The following is a 15,684-nucleotide window of genomic DNA, read 5'->3' on the forward strand; positions in this document are numbered from 1 at the left end:
TGCATTAGGTCGTGCTACTTTACTGTTGCGAAGAAACAAGCAAAAGCAGGCAAGGTCAGCGACTCACCCGTCAAGGTTGCCGAGATTAAACCGTGATTGGTCAACGCAGTTGCATCAGCTGTCAGCTCAGTGGGCAACTGTAAACTTTGCTTGCTTGCGCTCAAGTTAAAGCAAACCAACAAGCGCTGCTCTTGATAAGTGCGGACAAAGGCCAATACAGGTTCTTGGCTGTCAACAAACTCGATATCACCGTACATCAAGGCAGGAAATTCTTTGCGCCAGCGTGTAAAATGCCTAAAGCTATTGAGTACAGAGTCTTTGTTGTGCTCTTGGCTTTCAACCGATTTGCCGTGATGCTCTGCTGGTACGGGTAACCAAGGTTTTACCGAACTAAAGCCGGCATTAACAGCGTCCCGTTGCCAAGGGTGCGGCGTACGACAACCATCGCGACCTTTAAACTGTGGCCAAAAAGTAATGCCATAAGGGTCTTGTAAGTCTTCATAGGCAATATCGGCTTCGGTTAGACCGAGTTCTTCTCCCTGATAGGTACAGACACTGCCGCGCATTGATGAAATTAACGCGAATAGCATTTTTGCTAAATCAGGGGTGTGCTCAGCGTTTTGGCTTTTCCCCCAACGCGTAATCACACGTTGAACATCGTGATTAGAGACCGACCAACAAGGCCAGCCATCTGAAACTCGCTCTTCCAACGAGGTAGCCACCTGTCGAATATAACCCGCAGTAAAGTCTTCGGTCAGTAAGTCGAAACTATAGCCCATGTGCAAACGGCCATTGCCTTGCGTGTATTCAGACATGGTTTTAAGTGAATCTTCAGATGATATTTCACCCAGTGCCACTGTACCTGGATATTGGTTTAACAAGCTGCGAATATCTTCAATAAAGCCCAAGTTTTCATCTTGAGTATTATTAAAATAATGGTATTGGTAGGCGTATGGATTTTTCTCGTCAAAACCAATACTTTGTCTCAACTCTTTTGGTTTACTTGGGTTATCGCGCAATTGAGCATCGTGGAAACAAAAGTTGATGGCATCAAGTCTAAAGCCATCGACGCCGCGTTTGAGCCAAAACTCAACATTGTCTAATACCGCTTGACGCACCTCAGGGTTATGGAAATTCAAGTCCGGTTGGCTCGACAAAAAGTTATGTAAATAATATTGCTGACGACGCGGCTCCCACTGCCAAGCGACACCACCAAAAATTGATAACCAGTTGTTTGGCGGAGTACCATCTTCTTTAGCATCAGCCCAAACATACCAATCGGCCTTGTCGTTCGTTTTGTCTTCGCGACTTTCAAGGAACCAAGCATGTTGATCAGACGTATGACTCAACACTTGGTCAATCATAATTTTAATGCCCTTTTGATGCGCCTTAGCCACCAATTCATCAAAATCGGCGAGGTTGCCAAAAAGTGGGTCAATATCGCGATAGTCACTGATATCATAACCAAAATCTTTCATTGGCGATTTAAAAAAGGGCGACACCCAAATCGCATCAATACCTAAACTCGCGATATAGTCGAGCTTGGCAATGATACCTTGAATATCACCGACTCCATCTTGGTTAGCATCGTAAAAACTGCGTGGATATACCTGATAAATAACCGCGCCGCGCCACCACATTGGTTCTGACATTGGAAACCTCAAACACTGCTGTAATATTGATAATAAGTCTATTTCGCTCAAAAATAACGCAAGGCGAACCTAGTCAAACTACCAACTTATAGAAACTTAATTTCGAATAAGCATACGCAATAAGTTTTGGGCATAACAGAGCTTGCATACGTATTCAAGATTCCTCCCTTTTCATAAAATCGCTATCATCCAAGCCATCTAAAAAGAAAAGCCGGAGCCTGCTTTGTCAAAAAAAACATTACAACAACAAGTATATAGCGCATTTACTGCGGTCTTATTATCACTGCTCCCTCTTGTTGCAAGCAGCAGCCAAACACAGGTAAAACCGACACTCGTTGAAACTCAATCAACACCGCAGCAATACCAAAGTCATCGCTTTGACAACAATACGCTAACGGTAACGACAAGCTTGGGCAAGCTGAATTTCAATGCGTTTAGCCAAGACAGTTTTGAAGTGGTGTTTAACGCTCATACCGAAAATGTACCCGCCGCTGATTTACCCTCTTTTTCACTCAAACCCGGCTTGACACAACAAGCGGTTAAGTTATCTAGTCATGACAATCAACTCATTCTGCGCAACAACCAACTTAGCGTTGAAATCACGAAACAACCGTTGTCAGTTAAATATTTCTATCAAGGGCGTCTGCTTACCGAACAAAAAGACTTTTTTCAGGCGAATTCAATCACTCCTGAGTTGAGCAGAGCGGTTCACGGCGTCCGTTTTAAACTTTCTGACAATGAAAAAATACTCGGTGGTGGTGAACGCGTATTGGGGATGGATCGACGCGGTCATAGAATGCCACTTTACAACCGTGCTCATTATGGCTACGAAACGTATTCTAAGCAGATGAACTACAGTTTACCTGCGGTACTTTCAAGTAATAAGTACATGATATTGTTCGACAATAGTGCAAAAGGTTGGCTCGATATTGGTTACACTACTCCGAGTAACTTACAGTTTGAAGCAGTTGCCGGTCGCAACGCATATATTATTATTGGCGCCGAAACGTATGCGGAATTAACTTCTCACTATGTTGAGCTAACGGGTACACAACCTATGCCCGCGCGATGGACTTTGGGCAATTTTGCATCGAGGTTTGGCTATCACGATCAGGCAGAGGTATTGCAAACAGCCGATTTATTTAAACAGCAAGAGATTCCACTTGATGCCATTATTCTTGACCTATATTGGTTTGGCAAAGATATCAAAGGCCACATGGGTAATCTCGACTGGGATAAAGCGGCCTTTCCTACCCCGGAAAAAATGATCAACAAACTCGATCAACAAGGGGTAAAAACTGTCATGATTACAGAGCCATTCGTGCTATCGACCTCTAAAAAATGGCAAGATGCCATCGACAGTAACGCACTCGCAACTAATAGTAATGGCGAGCCAAAAACCTTTGATTTCTATTTTGGTAATACTGGTTTAATTGACGTTTTTAATTCGAACGGCCGAGATTGGTTTGCCAAGGTTTATCACGACCTCTATCAACAAGGTGTTCGGGGTTGGTGGGGCGATTTAGGTGAACCGGAAGTACACCCACGTGATGCGCTACATCGCTTAGATAACACTACTATTGTTGGCGCAGACAGTATTCACAACGTCTACGGCCACCGTTGGGCGCAATTGGTGTTTGAGCAACAACAAGCATTTGCAGCCAATACTCGCCCATTTATTCTGATGCGTTCGGGCTTTGCTGGTTCACAGCGCTACGGGATTTTGCCGTGGACAGGCGATGTCAACCGCAGCTGGGGTGGTTTTAAGCCGCAAGTTGAACTGAGTTTGCAAATGGGGTTATTCGGTTTGGCCTACACTCATTCAGATCTTGGCGGCTTCGGCGGTGGCGACAAGTTTGACCCAGAGCTCTATATCCGCTGGCTTCAGTACGGTGTTTTTCAACCAATTTATCGTCCTCATGGCCAAGAGCACATCCCGTCGGAGGTAGTTTTTCACAATCAGCAAACTCGAGATATCGTCAAAAAGTTTATTGAGTTGCGCTACCAACTATTGCCATATCACTACACTATGGCCTATCAAAACGCGACGCAAGGCACACCGTTAATGCGGCCACTGTTTTTTGACAACGACCTTGATAACAATGCAAGTAATAGTGCTTTTGACAACAGCACAAGTTACCTTTGGGGTGACAGCTTTTTCGTTCAACCGATTACAGAGCCAATGGCTGACATTGCCGCTAACGGCGAGTTAGCGAATAACAATACGAGCGTTAAGGTCAATTTGCCCAGCGGTATTTGGTTCAACTTCTTCGACGATAAAAAATACCTTGGCGGCCGTACTCATGAGCTAGCGGTTAATATTGAAACCCTACCGGTATTTGTCAAAGCGGGTGCTTTTGTACCGCGTATCGAGACGATTCAAACCACCGACAACTACCAACGCAATCGACTTGATTTGCACTATTACGCCGATGCTGAGGTTAGCCAGTCAAGCGGGCAAATGTATGAAGATGATGGCGTCAGTCTAGACGCAATTAGCAAAAACAATTTTGAATTATTAACGTTTAACGCCAAACACAAAAACGCCGCGCTTGAGATATCGCTTAAACGCGATGGTGGCAGTTACCCACAAATGCCAAAAGAAAGAGCCCTTAACCTTAAGATTCACAATTGGTGTGATAAACCCAAAGAAGTATTATTTAACAACCAAAAGGTCAGTCAATACCAATGGCAACAAGCTTCTTGTTTGTTAACTGTGCCGGTTAACTGGCAACACCAAGCAACCCGTTTAGTGGTGAGATAACCTTGAATACGTATGCAAATCGTAGTCGCTCTATAATATCCTTTGTATAGTGCTACCTAGTACCTGAAATACACTATTGATTAAAATCGGGTAAGTCGAGATAACAAGATAACAACTAGAGTCGAATAAAATGACCACTACAAATAATACAATGGCAAAACCTCGATTGAGCTTTTGGCAAATCTGGAACGTAAGCTTCGGCTTCTTGGGGGTTCAATTTGGTTTTGCTCTGCAAAATGCCAATGCCAGCCGAATTTTGTCTGACTTGGGTGCTGATTTACACTCTTTGTCTTTGTTTTGGTTAGTTGCGCCAATCATGGGGTTGATTATTCAACCCTTGGTCGGCTCGGCATCTGATCGCACATGGAATAAATTAGGCCGCCGCAATCCATACATTTTAGCTGGCGGTTTCGCTGCAGCCACTGGCATGTTGCTGATGCCAAATTCAGCAACTGTTGCGACTGTGATGACACCACTGTTTTTTGGTGCCATGATGCTGGCGTTAATGGATGCCGCTTTTAATCTCGCTTTCCAGCCATTTCGCGCATTAGTGTCAGATATGGTGCCATCTGAGCAGCGCAATATTGGTTACTCTATTCAATCGTTCTTGATTAACATTGGTGCTGTATTTGGCTCAATTTTGCCATTTTTACTGACTAACGTTATTGGTCTGGACAATGTTGCCGACAACGGTAAAGTCGCCCCTTCGGTTATTTGGGCATTTTATATTGGCGCTAGTGTCATGCTGGGCTCTGTTCTGTGGACAGTCATTAAAACGAAGGAATACGCACCTGGCCACTACGGTCTAGCTGAACTCGATACTGAACAGCCTAAACAAGCTGTCACGCAAAGACTAGCTGGCTTTTGGCAGTTAATGAAGTCTATGCCGACAACCATGAAACGACTTGCCGTAGTTCAATTCTTTTCTTGGTTTGCCCTGTTTATTATGTGGGTGTATACCATGCCAGCAATTAGCCAACACATTTGGCAAATTGACGCGAAATGGTTTGATCCAGCGTTTTTGGATACCGTAGAGCAGGTTCCTGAACATATCGCTAGAGCTAAAGGCAGTGCTGGCGACTGGGTCGGCATCATGTTCGCCGCATACTCGCTCTTTGCAGCGATTGCATCACTGTTTATGGCGAAAATCGCCAACAAAATAGGTCGTAAGTTGACTTATGCTATTGCCCTGATTGCCGGTGGCGTTGGTTATATCAGTATTAGCTTGATGCAAGACCCAACACCAACTCTGGTCAACCTAGCAATTACCCAAATTGAAGTACCGCAAGCTGCGGTAACCCTGCTGTTGTCTATGATTGGTGTTGGTATTGCTTGGGCAGCTATTCTAGCTATGCCATATGCAATTCTAGCCGGCAGCCTGCCAACTAAACAAACAGGCGTTTATATGGGGATCTTCAATTTTACTATTGCAGCACCACAAATCGTTTCAGGTATTTTTGCTGGCTGGATATTGACCTCAGTATTCAACAACCAAGCAATTTACATCATTATGATGGCTGGTGGCTCGATGTTATTGGCTGCACTTAGTGTTTACTTTGTTGAGGATCAAGCGCAACAAGTCGCAAAGAGCAACGAACAACTTGTCACTGAATAGGCCTTGCTATCGTATTTGTCAGCCGGTTAACAAGACTGCCTTAAAATTAGGGCTGGCTCAATCAGTGTTGTTTTAATCGGCTCACCGTGAATTGCCGCTAGGAGACTATCCACCAAAATTTCACCCGCTAACTTGGTATCTTGCTTAACTGTAGTTAACGGTGGCGACGTAAAGTTCGCAATCGCGATATCATCAAAGCCGACAATGGCGATATCTTCAGGAATGCGCAAACCGCGCTCTTTAATTGCTCTCATACCACCAATAGCGATTAAATCGCAAGCGGCGCAAATCGCATCGAATGGCTGCCCACTATCAAGCAAACGACAAGCAGCTTGATAACCGGCTTCTTCAGTGTAAAGCGCATTGAATTGTAGCTCGGGATTAACCGTACCACCTTGTTCAACAATTGCTTGGCAATGTCCTTTATAACGTTCATAGAACTCGGGGGCATGGGACGAGGCAGTGCCCAAAAATGCCAATTGCTTTCGCCCTTGTTGCAAGACGTATTCCGTGACTAATTTACCACCAGTAAAATTATCACTGCCAACCGCTGCTACGGGTAATTGATCCGCTTCAGCGCCCCAGCGAACAAAATGGGTGCCTTGCTCGGTTAATTTGATTAGCTTTTCTTCAAAATCAACATAGTCGCCATAACCCAGTAAAATCAAGCCATCAGCTTTGTTACTATCTTCAAAATCGGCGTGCCAATCATTACTCGCCTGTTGAAATGAGACCAGTAAATCATAGCCTCGATGAGCACAGGCGCGTGTTATACTGCCAAGCATAGAGAGGAAAAACGGATTGATCGCCGAATCGTCATCAGTAGGATCTTCAAACAATAGCAAAGCAATCGTGTCACTTTGCTGCGTCCTCAAGTTACTGGCGTTTTTATCAACCTTGTAATTTAGTTCTTTGGCGATTGCTTGCACTTTTTTGCGGGTTTCTTCGTTAACCAAAGGGCTATTGCGCAGTGCACGAGAAACCGTAGACTGAGAAACCCCAGCCTTGTAGGCAATATCAATAGAAGTCGCTTTATCTTTCATTACATTTTTAAGCCGATAAATCTCGTTTAAACAAATTTGCACTAAACGCAAGGTTGCTGAATTGAGTTGAGTTAACTTATTAATTCAACAACCTTTTTACTACAGTTAGTGACGCTAGGCAATGCTGTTTAGTAGACAGTGATAACGCGCCTAATCTTCCAAGCGAATCGTGTTAATGATCTCAGTGGTTGAAACACCTTCTTCAAAATTTAACACTTTCACTTGACCACCGGCGGCGATAACTTCGCTGCCACCAGCTATATCTTCAACCTTATAATCACCGCCTTTAACCAAAGTATTTGGCAACAAGCCTGCAATTAAACGCTGCGGTGTATCTTCACTAAAGCTGACCACCCAATCGACCGCAGCCAAGCCAGCCAATACTGCCATTCGACGTTCAAGTGGATTAACCGGACGACCAACGCCTTTCAACCGAGTAACAGAAGCGTCATCATTTACCGCTACAATTAAGCGGTCACCTAATTTGCGCGCACTTTCCAAATACGAAACATGACCGGCATGTAAGATATCGAAGCAGCCATTAGTCATCACAATGTTCTCACCGCGCGCTTTGGCTAGCTCAAGGGCAATAGCAAGTTGTTCTTCACTGATCACGCCCATACCACTCTCTTGACCGCTGGCAAGTTCGTTAATTAACTCAGCTTCGCTAACCGTCGACGTGCCTATTTTGCCCACAACAATACCGGCGGCTGTATTAGCAAGTGCGCTGGCCTGCGGATAATCAGCTTGCGCAGCTATCGCTAGCGCCAAGGTTGCAATCACAGTATCGCCAGCACCAGTAACATCGTAGACTTCTTTTGCTTTGGTTGGTAAGTGGAACTCTTCTTGGTCTTTACGCAACAATGTCATACCTTGTTCACTGCGAGTCACCAACAATGCAGATAAATCGAGTTCTTCTAGCAGTTTTTGGCCTTTGGCAACAATTTCCGCTTCACTGTGACAAGTACCGACAATCGCTTCAAACTCACTCATATTTGGCGTCAGTAAAGTTGCGCCGCGATAGCGACTAAAATCGCTACCTTTAGGGTCAACTAGTATAGGTACGCCGTACTTATTGGCAATGGCAATAAGCTTCTCAACGTCAGACAAGGTACCTTTATTGTAGTCAGACAATAAAATTAAATCGTGCTCTTGAACAAGCGCTTCGGTTACTTGCTCAAGCGGCTGTTTGTCAACACTAGCCAATGACTGTTCAAAGTCTAAACGCAGCAACTGTTGATTACGGCTCATTACTCGCAACTTAGTAATAGTTGGCACCCCAGCCGCTTCAACAAAACTACAATTAATTGCCATCGCTTCTAAATGAGTCGCCAGAGTGCTAGCTGCCTCATCTTGACCGGTAACACCTGCGAGTGTCACTTGCCCGCCAAGAGATGCAATATTGAGCGCTACGTTAGCGGCTCCACCGGGACGATCTTCACTGTGATCGATTTTTACGACCGGCACAGGGGCCTCTGGAGAAATCCGTTGGGTTGGCCCCTGCCAATAACGATCTAACATAATGTCGCCAACCACTAGTACCTTTGATTGACTAAAAGCGGGAATATCTACTTTCATCCTGTCTTCCAGAAAAGCTATAATGGCGCAATTGTATCATTTTAAACGCGTCTGTGAGCAACTATCTTGAGCAGCAACAAAGTATTAGAGCCAAATTTCGAATTATCATTCTTCCTCCCTAAATATTGGCTTACTTGGTTAGGAGTCATCGTGCTCTACAGTATTTCTTGGTTGCCTTATAAATGGCAACTCGGCCTTGGTCGAGCCATTGGCCGATTACTGGCGCGTACAGGCACTAGTCGTAAACGTGTTGCCGAGCGCAATATTGAGCTGTGCTTTCCAGAAATGTCAGCCCAACAACGACAAGAAACGTTAGTAAAAAACTTTGAAAATACCGGAGTTGCCCTACTCGAAACAGGTATGGGTTGGTGGTGGCCAGAATGGCGCGTTAAGCGCAAAGTCACGGTAAAAGGCTTAGAGCACATAGAACGCGCCAAACAAGCTGGCAATGGTGTTTTACTGCTTGCCTATCACCACTTAAGCGTTGAGTTTAATTGTCGCGGTATTGGCGGTAGCCACCCAACAGTGGTTTTTTATCGCGCCCACAACAATAAACTAATGGAGTATTTTCAATGTCGTGGTCGCGGTCGTTCCAACAAGTATATGTTGGGTAAACGCGATATTAAGGGGTTATTAAAAGCGCTGCACGACAAAGAAACCTGTATCTACTTGCCAGACCAAGATTACGGCCGCAGTCGCAGCCTGTTTGTACCATTTTTTGGTGTAAAAGAAACGGCGACGACAACTGGCACATTGATTTTCGCCCGTAAAAAAAATGTTTCAACGCTATTAGCAATGCAATCGCGTAACGATGATGACAGCGGCTACACCATTGAGATTATGCCGGCATTAGAAAACTTTCCTAGTGAAAACAAAGATGATCGCGCGGATTTAATCAGAATCAATCAGGAACTTGAAAAAGCCATTGCTCGAAAGCCTGAGCAGTATATGTGGTTACACCGTCGCTTTAAAACACGTCCAAACGAGAACGATCCTTCACTCTATTAAACACAATTAAATACACTGTTTTTTAATAGCAACTGGCAATAGTGAGTCAATTAGTTTATAAACCATACTAATTAACTTGGTTATTTATAAAACTCTTTTGGCAGTTTGCAGTTATGAATTTTTGGCTAAAAAAATCAATTTTCGGACTTGTACTTATCCTAGTAATACTTGTTCTGTTTAGTTACAAAGACACACTAATGGTGTTAGCAGACTTTGGTAACGCTGAAACAGAACAAACAACGGAAACTCAGGTATCGCCATCTGAGAAGCCAGAATCAACAACGATATCGGCTGCATCAGACACAAGTGCTGCCGGCGTGCCCCAAGCAAAATCACCAATCAAGAAAACTGAAAGCATTAACGCTGCCGCCGAAGGCTTATCAAATTTTTACGCCAGTATTCACGGTGATTTCGAAAAAGGTGACCAACCCCGTATTCGTCGTAATGTCGTTTATTTACCCAGTCCTAAGGGCAACTTAGAAAAGCTGCTCGAAGATCGAAAAATGGTGACTAGAGCACTACCGAAAAACTGGCGTAGTGACAAGGAATCGAGGCCCTTTCGCGAGGGCCATACCCTCTACCAAAAGTTATCTGAATATGCGCACCAAGAAGGCTTAGATGTTATTTGGTGGTTAAATCGCGATTTGATTGTCAAACACGCATTTCGCATTAATGAAGATATTACCCGTACCGCTTTCCAAGTCGGCATGGCGATTAATGGCCACACAGATAATGGCGTTAAAACCTATTTTTGTCACCAGCACCGAGCCATTGTTCTGGTTGAAGAACAAATGAATGATTACCTCAACAGAGAGTGCCAACTGCTGACCTCGAAAAGTGGTTTTTAGTTAATACGCTAGCAATTGGCGCTATTACCTAATCAAATGCCTAACCAATTATTTGCTGGTAAATCTCAGAGATTTTTACCATGTAGCTAGCCGCTTGCTCATTATTGTAGTGATCAACACTGTTATCAGCTTCGGCTAGTGCCAAGCGATGTCCCAAATCGCGCAAATAACGATAACCGTCAGCAAGTAATTGACCTTGCCGCTCGGTTAAGACTTGTGTTTGGACCAATTGCGACAATACTCGAATATTATCAGAATATTCAATAATCTCCGGGTGCTGAGCAGCGTGCCGCAAGACGAGATACTGAACTAAAAATTCAATATCAACAAGTCCGCCTGCTCCTTGCTTTAAATCAACGGTGTTTTGATTAGACTTATCAAGGTGAGTACGCATTTTGTCTCGCATCTCAGCAACTTGCTGTTTCAACTCATCGCTAGAACGAGTTTTAGTCAATACACACTCACGAATGTCAGCGAATTTTTGTCGAATATCCTTGTGGCCGAATACGGTTCTTGCCCGCACCAGTGCCTGATGCTCCCAGGTCCAAGCTTCACTGTTTTGATAGTCGGCAAAACTGTCAATATGAATAGTCAACAAACCAGAATTACCTGATGGTCGCAAGCGCATATCGAGCTCATATAACTGACCAGTAGCCATCTTGGTATTGAAAATGTGCATAATGCGCTGTGCTAGTTTGACATAAAACTGGCTCGCTGGAACTTCCTTGCTGCCGTTGGTGAGATCATTGAGATCAACATCGTGAACGAAAACTAAATCGAGATCTGAGTGGTAGCCCAGTTCGATGCCGCCCATTTTACCGTAACCCAAAACCGCGAAGCCTTTGTCATCTCTACCGACCAAGCTAGTCGGTATACCAAAGCGGGCGGTGATTTGCTGCCAGGCTAGTTGAATCACTTCCGTCAAAGCCGCCTCAGCTAAGGCAGTTAAATGATCGCTAACTTTCATCACCGGCAACACGCCAGCAATGTCAGCGGCAGCAATTCGCAATTGCTGCGCTTGTTTAAACTGACGTAAGACATCCATTTGCGCTTCTTGATCGTCTTCTGGGATGCGCAACATTAATACTCGTAAATCTTGGTAGTACTGATCGAGTGTAGGTGGGTTGTGCAATAACTTAGGATCAATTAACTCATCTAATAAAATCGGATATTTGGCAATAAGCTGCGCTAACCAATGACTGGCCTGACAAAGCTTAATTAAATGACTGAGGGCCCCTTCGTTTTCGAACAACAGTTCTAAGTAGGCTGTGCGAGTTACCACCCGTTCAAAAACGACTAAAACACTAGTTAAGGTTTTCTCTGGTGCTTGTTGATGATGTAAATGCCACAGTAATAGAGGCACTAATTTATCGAGCACTTCGCGCCCCCGCTGACCTATTGAGCGTTTTGTAATATTGGTTTGAAAGCTTTGTAAATCACGCCAAATATCTGCTCCTTGCCAAAACGGCGCTTGCTCACTAAGCCACTCTACCGCTTCAGGCTCAGACCATTGGCTGTGCCAAAGTGCTTGCCACAGTTCACTCTCAGCTTGATGATTTGGGCTCTCAATGCCAATCACAGATTCAAAGACAGTATGAACAGCACGCGTGTGGTTAGCAAGTTCAGCGAGAAAAGTAGGCCAGTCTTCTAGTGCTAAAATAGTTAACAATCGAGCGCAATCTAATTCAGTGTCGGGCAGTGTTTGAGTTTGTTGATCGTTAAACGCCTGAATAATATTTTCAACTCGGCGCAAAAAACAATAGGCTTGTTCAAGTACCTTGGCACTATCAGCGCTTAACTCACCCGCTAGTTCTAACTGCGGTAACACCGATAAAACATGACGTTCTTGTAACTGGGGTTGTCGACCGCCGCGAATCAATTGGAAAACTTGAACAATAAACTCAATTTCGCGAATACCACCTGCACCCAGTTTAATGTTATTGCTCAATTGCTTACGTCTGACTTCTTGCGCAATCATACTTTTCATCCGGCGCAAGCTATCAATCACACTAAAATCAATGTAACGCCTAAAAACAAAAGGTTTAAGCATAGTTTCAAGCTGACTGTGAAACTCACTGCTACCGAGTAAACGCGCTTTTAACATCGCGTAGCGCTCCCAATCTCGGCCTTGCTCTTGGTAATAGTCTTCAAGGGCATTAAAGCTCAAGACCAATGGGCCACTGTCGCCAAATGGCCGCAAGCGCATATCAACCCGGTATACAAAGCCGTCAGCCGTTTGTTGATGCAGTGCCGCAATCAGTTTTTGCCCGAGACGGGTAAAATATTCTTGGTTGTCTAACTCTCTGCGGCCACCTTTAGTACACCCGGTTTCTGGATAGGTAAAAATAAGATCGATATCGGATGAGAAGTTAAGTTCTTGGCCACCGAGCTTACCCATGGCGAAAACCAATAGCGCTTGTTGTTTGCCTTGATAACTATAAGGTAGGCCCCAACTCGCTTGATGAAACTCAACCAGCCAATCTCGAGCTGACAAAATCAGCGCCTCAGCTAACATCGACAAGCGTTGCAACGATTCAGCTAGCGGTAATTGCAAGACCATATCGCCAACCGCGATCCGAACCATTTCTATCATGCGAAACTGTCTTAACTTTTTGTGTAAATCGGCTTCACTTTGGCAATTTACGACAAGCGCCGAGAGTAAATCCGCATAAACTGGTATTGTTTTACAATAGACCCCTTTGCCATCAAATAGATCAAAAACGAGTTGAGGTGTGCGCAAACAAGTGTTGTAAACAAAATCACTCAAGCCAATTGCCTGTTGTAGTAATTTACGCTCTTGCTCGGCAAGTTCATTAAACAATGGCGCTTGTTCAATTAACTTACGCCACTGTTTACTACTAAAATTTGGCACTAATTGACTGTCAGACATAGATTTTCTCTTAGTTATTGTGCAATTCTTTTATTAACGTCGAATTGGATTTGTCGTAACGAGGTTATCAGCTTATTATCATTAGTACCCTAGCGATATGCTTTGAATCAATTTTTTGATTGGTACAAAAAATTATTTTGAAACACTTTTGAAAGACAGTGCAACAGAATAAACTAGACATATTATGTCAATTAGATAAATAATAAGCTTCCCTATTTTGAGGATATGAGCGCAGGAATGCAAAACTTTAACCTTAACTCTAGTAGTCATGCAGTTGATTACAAAGCGATTTATCGCCTTATAGTTAATCGCAATCGGATGACTACTAGCACAAAAAAATTGCGCAAGCGCGCAGCTAAGCTGACTAAATTACTGTCAGCAACAGCGATTATCGTCGGCTTATCAGCTTGTGGCGACCCTGTTGTCGAACAAATTGAACAACAGCTTCCCGTCACCGAACAGCGCGTTGATAAACTTTGTCAGGCACTTGAAAATAAACAGGTGCGCAACGCCAATCTCATTTTTCAATACGCCGACAAACTCAAGAGCCAAAAACCAGAATTTGTCGATTTAATCGATCAATTTAAGCGCGATGCTACCTGCCAAGGGCCGATGTACTTGGCACTTGTCGACCGAATTAATACCGCAAAAAACCAGAAAAATATGTTCGCTAGCTCGCAAGCTCGCTTCGATGAGCTAATCAACATTTATCAGGCGGCGGATCCCGTTTCATACTCCGACGCACTAAGCGATCCACTTAACGTATTGGCTGATATGTCTGACGGCCAATTGCCAAGAGTTAACTCCTTGAGCAAAAATCAGAGCCAGCGCGCCAACAATGCTCAAGACTTTGGTGTTGGTGAACAATTGATCGGTAATCCAGCATACGGCCAGTGGCAAACCGGCAGCAATGGCTTGTCTTTTTGGGAGTGGTACGGCATGTACGCCCTACTCGACAATGTGCTCGACGCAAGCTTTGGCCATCGCAAGCGCCGCTATTACTATTCAGACTGGGGTCGCTATCGCAACTACAGCTATTATCACGACTATGGTCGCACGCGCTATAGTTCGCCGACCCAATTGCGCAAACAAAGCCAAATAGAAACTCGCACTAAAAAGAGCTTTCAACGCCAAGGGAAAAGCTTTACCAGTGCTTACAGTAGAAATCGCACCGGTGCTTCAAGCTTATCAAGTACCAGTAAAAGCGCACAAACCAGTGCCAACAAATTCAGAGCTACCAACAATGCAAGTAAGAGCAAGTACAGTAAAAGCGCTAGCTTCAGAAATAGCAGTAACTCAACATCGCGTAGCTTTCGCCGTGGCAAATAGCGCTGTGGCTAATTTATCTAGGAGAATAAATTAATGAATAACTTTTTCAACATCAGCGCTTTTAACCAAGATCTCGTCATCTTTTTAACCATAGATTTGATTATCGCCGTCGTGCTATTGGGCGCTATGCGCTTTATTTCTGGCCTGTCAGCTCAGGTCAATACCACCGACGAACTGTCGAAGCAGGACAACTTTGCCTTTGGTATCAGCCTAGCTGGCAGCATCGCGGCATTGGGTATCGTGTTAACGGGGGCTATTTATGGCGAAACCGCCAACACTTATGCGATGGAAGCCATCGGTATGCTCAGTTACGGCCTATTCGGTTTGCTGTTGATCAAAATTGGCCGCTTTATTCACGACAAAGTCGCTTTACATCATTTAAACAAGACTGAACTTATCAAGCAGCAAAACCTTACTGTTGGTATTGTTGATGCCGCTGGCGCGATTGCAACCGCAATCATTATTCGTGCAGTATTAATTTGGGCGCACGGTTTAACCCTCAACACCTTTATCGCAATTGCCGCAGGCTTTGTTGTTTCACAAGCCATGTTAGTCTTGGTCACCCGTTTAAAAGAGCGCAATTACTCGCGCAACAATCAAGGCGATAGCTTGCAACACGCATTTGAACAAGGACAAGTTGCCCTAGCGATTCGCTATGCCGGCCAAGTCATTAGTACTGCGCTAGCGGTCACAGCGGCCAGTTATTTCTTTGTATACAGCCCTGAAACACTGTTAGAAAACCTAGTTGCTTGGTTGGTTTTTGGCTTATTCATGACGCTATTAGTGGCAATACTGACAACAATCGCCAAGCGCATTGTATTACTCGGCATTAACTTAATTGAAGAAGTCGACCAGCAAGACAACATTGGCGTTGCCAGTATTGAAATGGCGATCAGTATCAGTATCGCACTGATTATGACCGCCCTAATGGCTTAGTAAATAGCGGCTTAATCAAAG

The 15,684-nt window shown here is 44.3% G+C and carries 10 protein-coding genes; 6 read left to right on the top strand and 4 right to left on the bottom strand.

What is annotated here, in order from left to right:
- Positions 1-14 precede the first annotated feature (14 nt).
- The gene (locus J7384_RS03055; RefSeq protein ID WP_209111323.1) at positions 15-1,652 is read right to left on the bottom strand and encodes an alpha-glucosidase family protein; all 1,638 of its coding nucleotides are present in this window, start codon (positions 1,650-1,652) and stop codon (positions 15-17) included.
- Between the two features lie 223 nt (positions 1,653-1,875).
- On the opposite strand from J7384_RS03055, the gene J7384_RS03060 reads away from it, so the two are divergent.
- On the top strand, positions 1,876-4,416 hold the full coding sequence (locus J7384_RS03060) for a TIM-barrel domain-containing protein (protein WP_209111325.1): 2,541 nt from the start codon (positions 1,876-1,878) through the stop codon (positions 4,414-4,416).
- Positions 4,417-4,546: 130 nt separating this feature from the next.
- Positions 4,547-6,031: an MFS transporter gene (locus J7384_RS03065; RefSeq protein WP_209111327.1), complete on the top strand. Its 1,485-nt coding sequence runs from the start codon at positions 4,547-4,549 to the stop codon at positions 6,029-6,031.
- 26 nt (positions 6,032-6,057) lie between these two features.
- On the opposite strand, the gene J7384_RS03070 is transcribed toward J7384_RS03065, so the two are convergent.
- On the bottom strand, positions 6,058-7,074 hold the full coding sequence (locus J7384_RS03070; protein ID WP_209111329.1) for a LacI family DNA-binding transcriptional regulator: 1,017 nt from the start codon (positions 7,072-7,074) through the stop codon (positions 6,058-6,060).
- A gap of 150 nt (positions 7,075-7,224) precedes the next feature.
- Positions 7,225-8,652 (bottom strand): bifunctional D-glycero-beta-D-manno-heptose-7-phosphate kinase/D-glycero-beta-D-manno-heptose 1-phosphate adenylyltransferase HldE, encoded by a 1,428-nt coding sequence (gene hldE / locus J7384_RS03075; protein ID WP_209111336.1) that lies wholly within the window; start codon positions 8,650-8,652, stop codon positions 7,225-7,227.
- A 66-nt stretch (positions 8,653-8,718) separates the two neighbouring features.
- Here hldE and lpxL point away from each other — a divergent pair, with 66 nt between their 5' ends.
- Entirely contained in the window at positions 8,719-9,660 is a 942-nt protein-coding gene (gene lpxL, locus J7384_RS03080; RefSeq protein WP_209111338.1) for an LpxL/LpxP family Kdo(2)-lipid IV(A) lauroyl/palmitoleoyl acyltransferase, read from the top strand.
- Positions 9,661-9,857: 197 nt separating this feature from the next.
- Positions 9,858-10,508 carry a TcpQ domain-containing protein gene (locus J7384_RS03085; RefSeq protein ID WP_209111340.1) on the top strand — a complete coding sequence of 217 codons (651 nt, stop codon included), beginning with the start codon at positions 9,858-9,860 and terminating at the stop codon, positions 10,506-10,508.
- 40 nt (positions 10,509-10,548) lie between these two features.
- Here J7384_RS03085 and glnE read toward each other — a convergent pair whose 3' ends face one another.
- Entirely contained in the window at positions 10,549-13,398 is a 2,850-nt protein-coding gene (gene glnE, locus J7384_RS03090) for a bifunctional [glutamate--ammonia ligase]-adenylyl-L-tyrosine phosphorylase/[glutamate--ammonia-ligase] adenylyltransferase (RefSeq protein ID WP_209111342.1), read from the bottom strand.
- Between the two features lie 237 nt (positions 13,399-13,635).
- Between glnE and J7384_RS03095 the strand changes: the two genes are divergently transcribed.
- The gene (locus J7384_RS03095; RefSeq protein WP_209111344.1) at positions 13,636-14,727 is read left to right on the top strand and encodes a hypothetical protein; all 1,092 of its coding nucleotides are present in this window, start codon (positions 13,636-13,638) and stop codon (positions 14,725-14,727) included.
- 33 nt (positions 14,728-14,760) lie between these two features.
- On the top strand, positions 14,761-15,663 hold the full coding sequence (locus tag J7384_RS03100; RefSeq protein WP_209111346.1) for a DUF350 domain-containing protein: 903 nt from the start codon (positions 14,761-14,763) through the stop codon (positions 15,661-15,663).
- Positions 15,664-15,684: the final 21 nt, after the last annotated feature.

The sequence above is a fragment of the Endozoicomonas sp. G2_1 genome (assembly GCF_017744155.1).
Lineage (GTDB): Bacteria > Pseudomonadota > Gammaproteobacteria > Enterobacterales > Alteromonadaceae > JAGHQT01.

Coding starts and splice junctions, on each gene's coding strand:
- J7384_RS03085 (WP_209111340.1), top strand. CDS start 9,858: ATGGTGTTAGCAGACTTTGGTAACGCTGAAACAGAACAAACAACGGAA.
- hldE (WP_209111336.1), bottom strand. CDS start 8,652: ATGAAAGTAGATATTCCCGCTTTTAGTCAATCAAAGGTACTAGTGGTT.
- J7384_RS03070 (WP_209111329.1), bottom strand. CDS start 7,074: ATGAAAGATAAAGCGACTTCTATTGATATTGCCTACAAGGCTGGGGTT.
- J7384_RS03095 (WP_209111344.1), top strand. CDS start 13,636: ATGCAAAACTTTAACCTTAACTCTAGTAGTCATGCAGTTGATTACAAA.
- J7384_RS03100 (WP_209111346.1), top strand. CDS start 14,761: ATGAATAACTTTTTCAACATCAGCGCTTTTAACCAAGATCTCGTCATC.
- J7384_RS03065 (WP_209111327.1), top strand. CDS start 4,547: ATGACCACTACAAATAATACAATGGCAAAACCTCGATTGAGCTTTTGG.
- J7384_RS03055 (WP_209111323.1), bottom strand. CDS start 1,652: ATGTCAGAACCAATGTGGTGGCGCGGCGCGGTTATTTATCAGGTATAT.
- glnE (WP_209111342.1), bottom strand. CDS start 13,398: ATGTCTGACAGTCAATTAGTGCCAAATTTTAGTAGTAAACAGTGGCGT.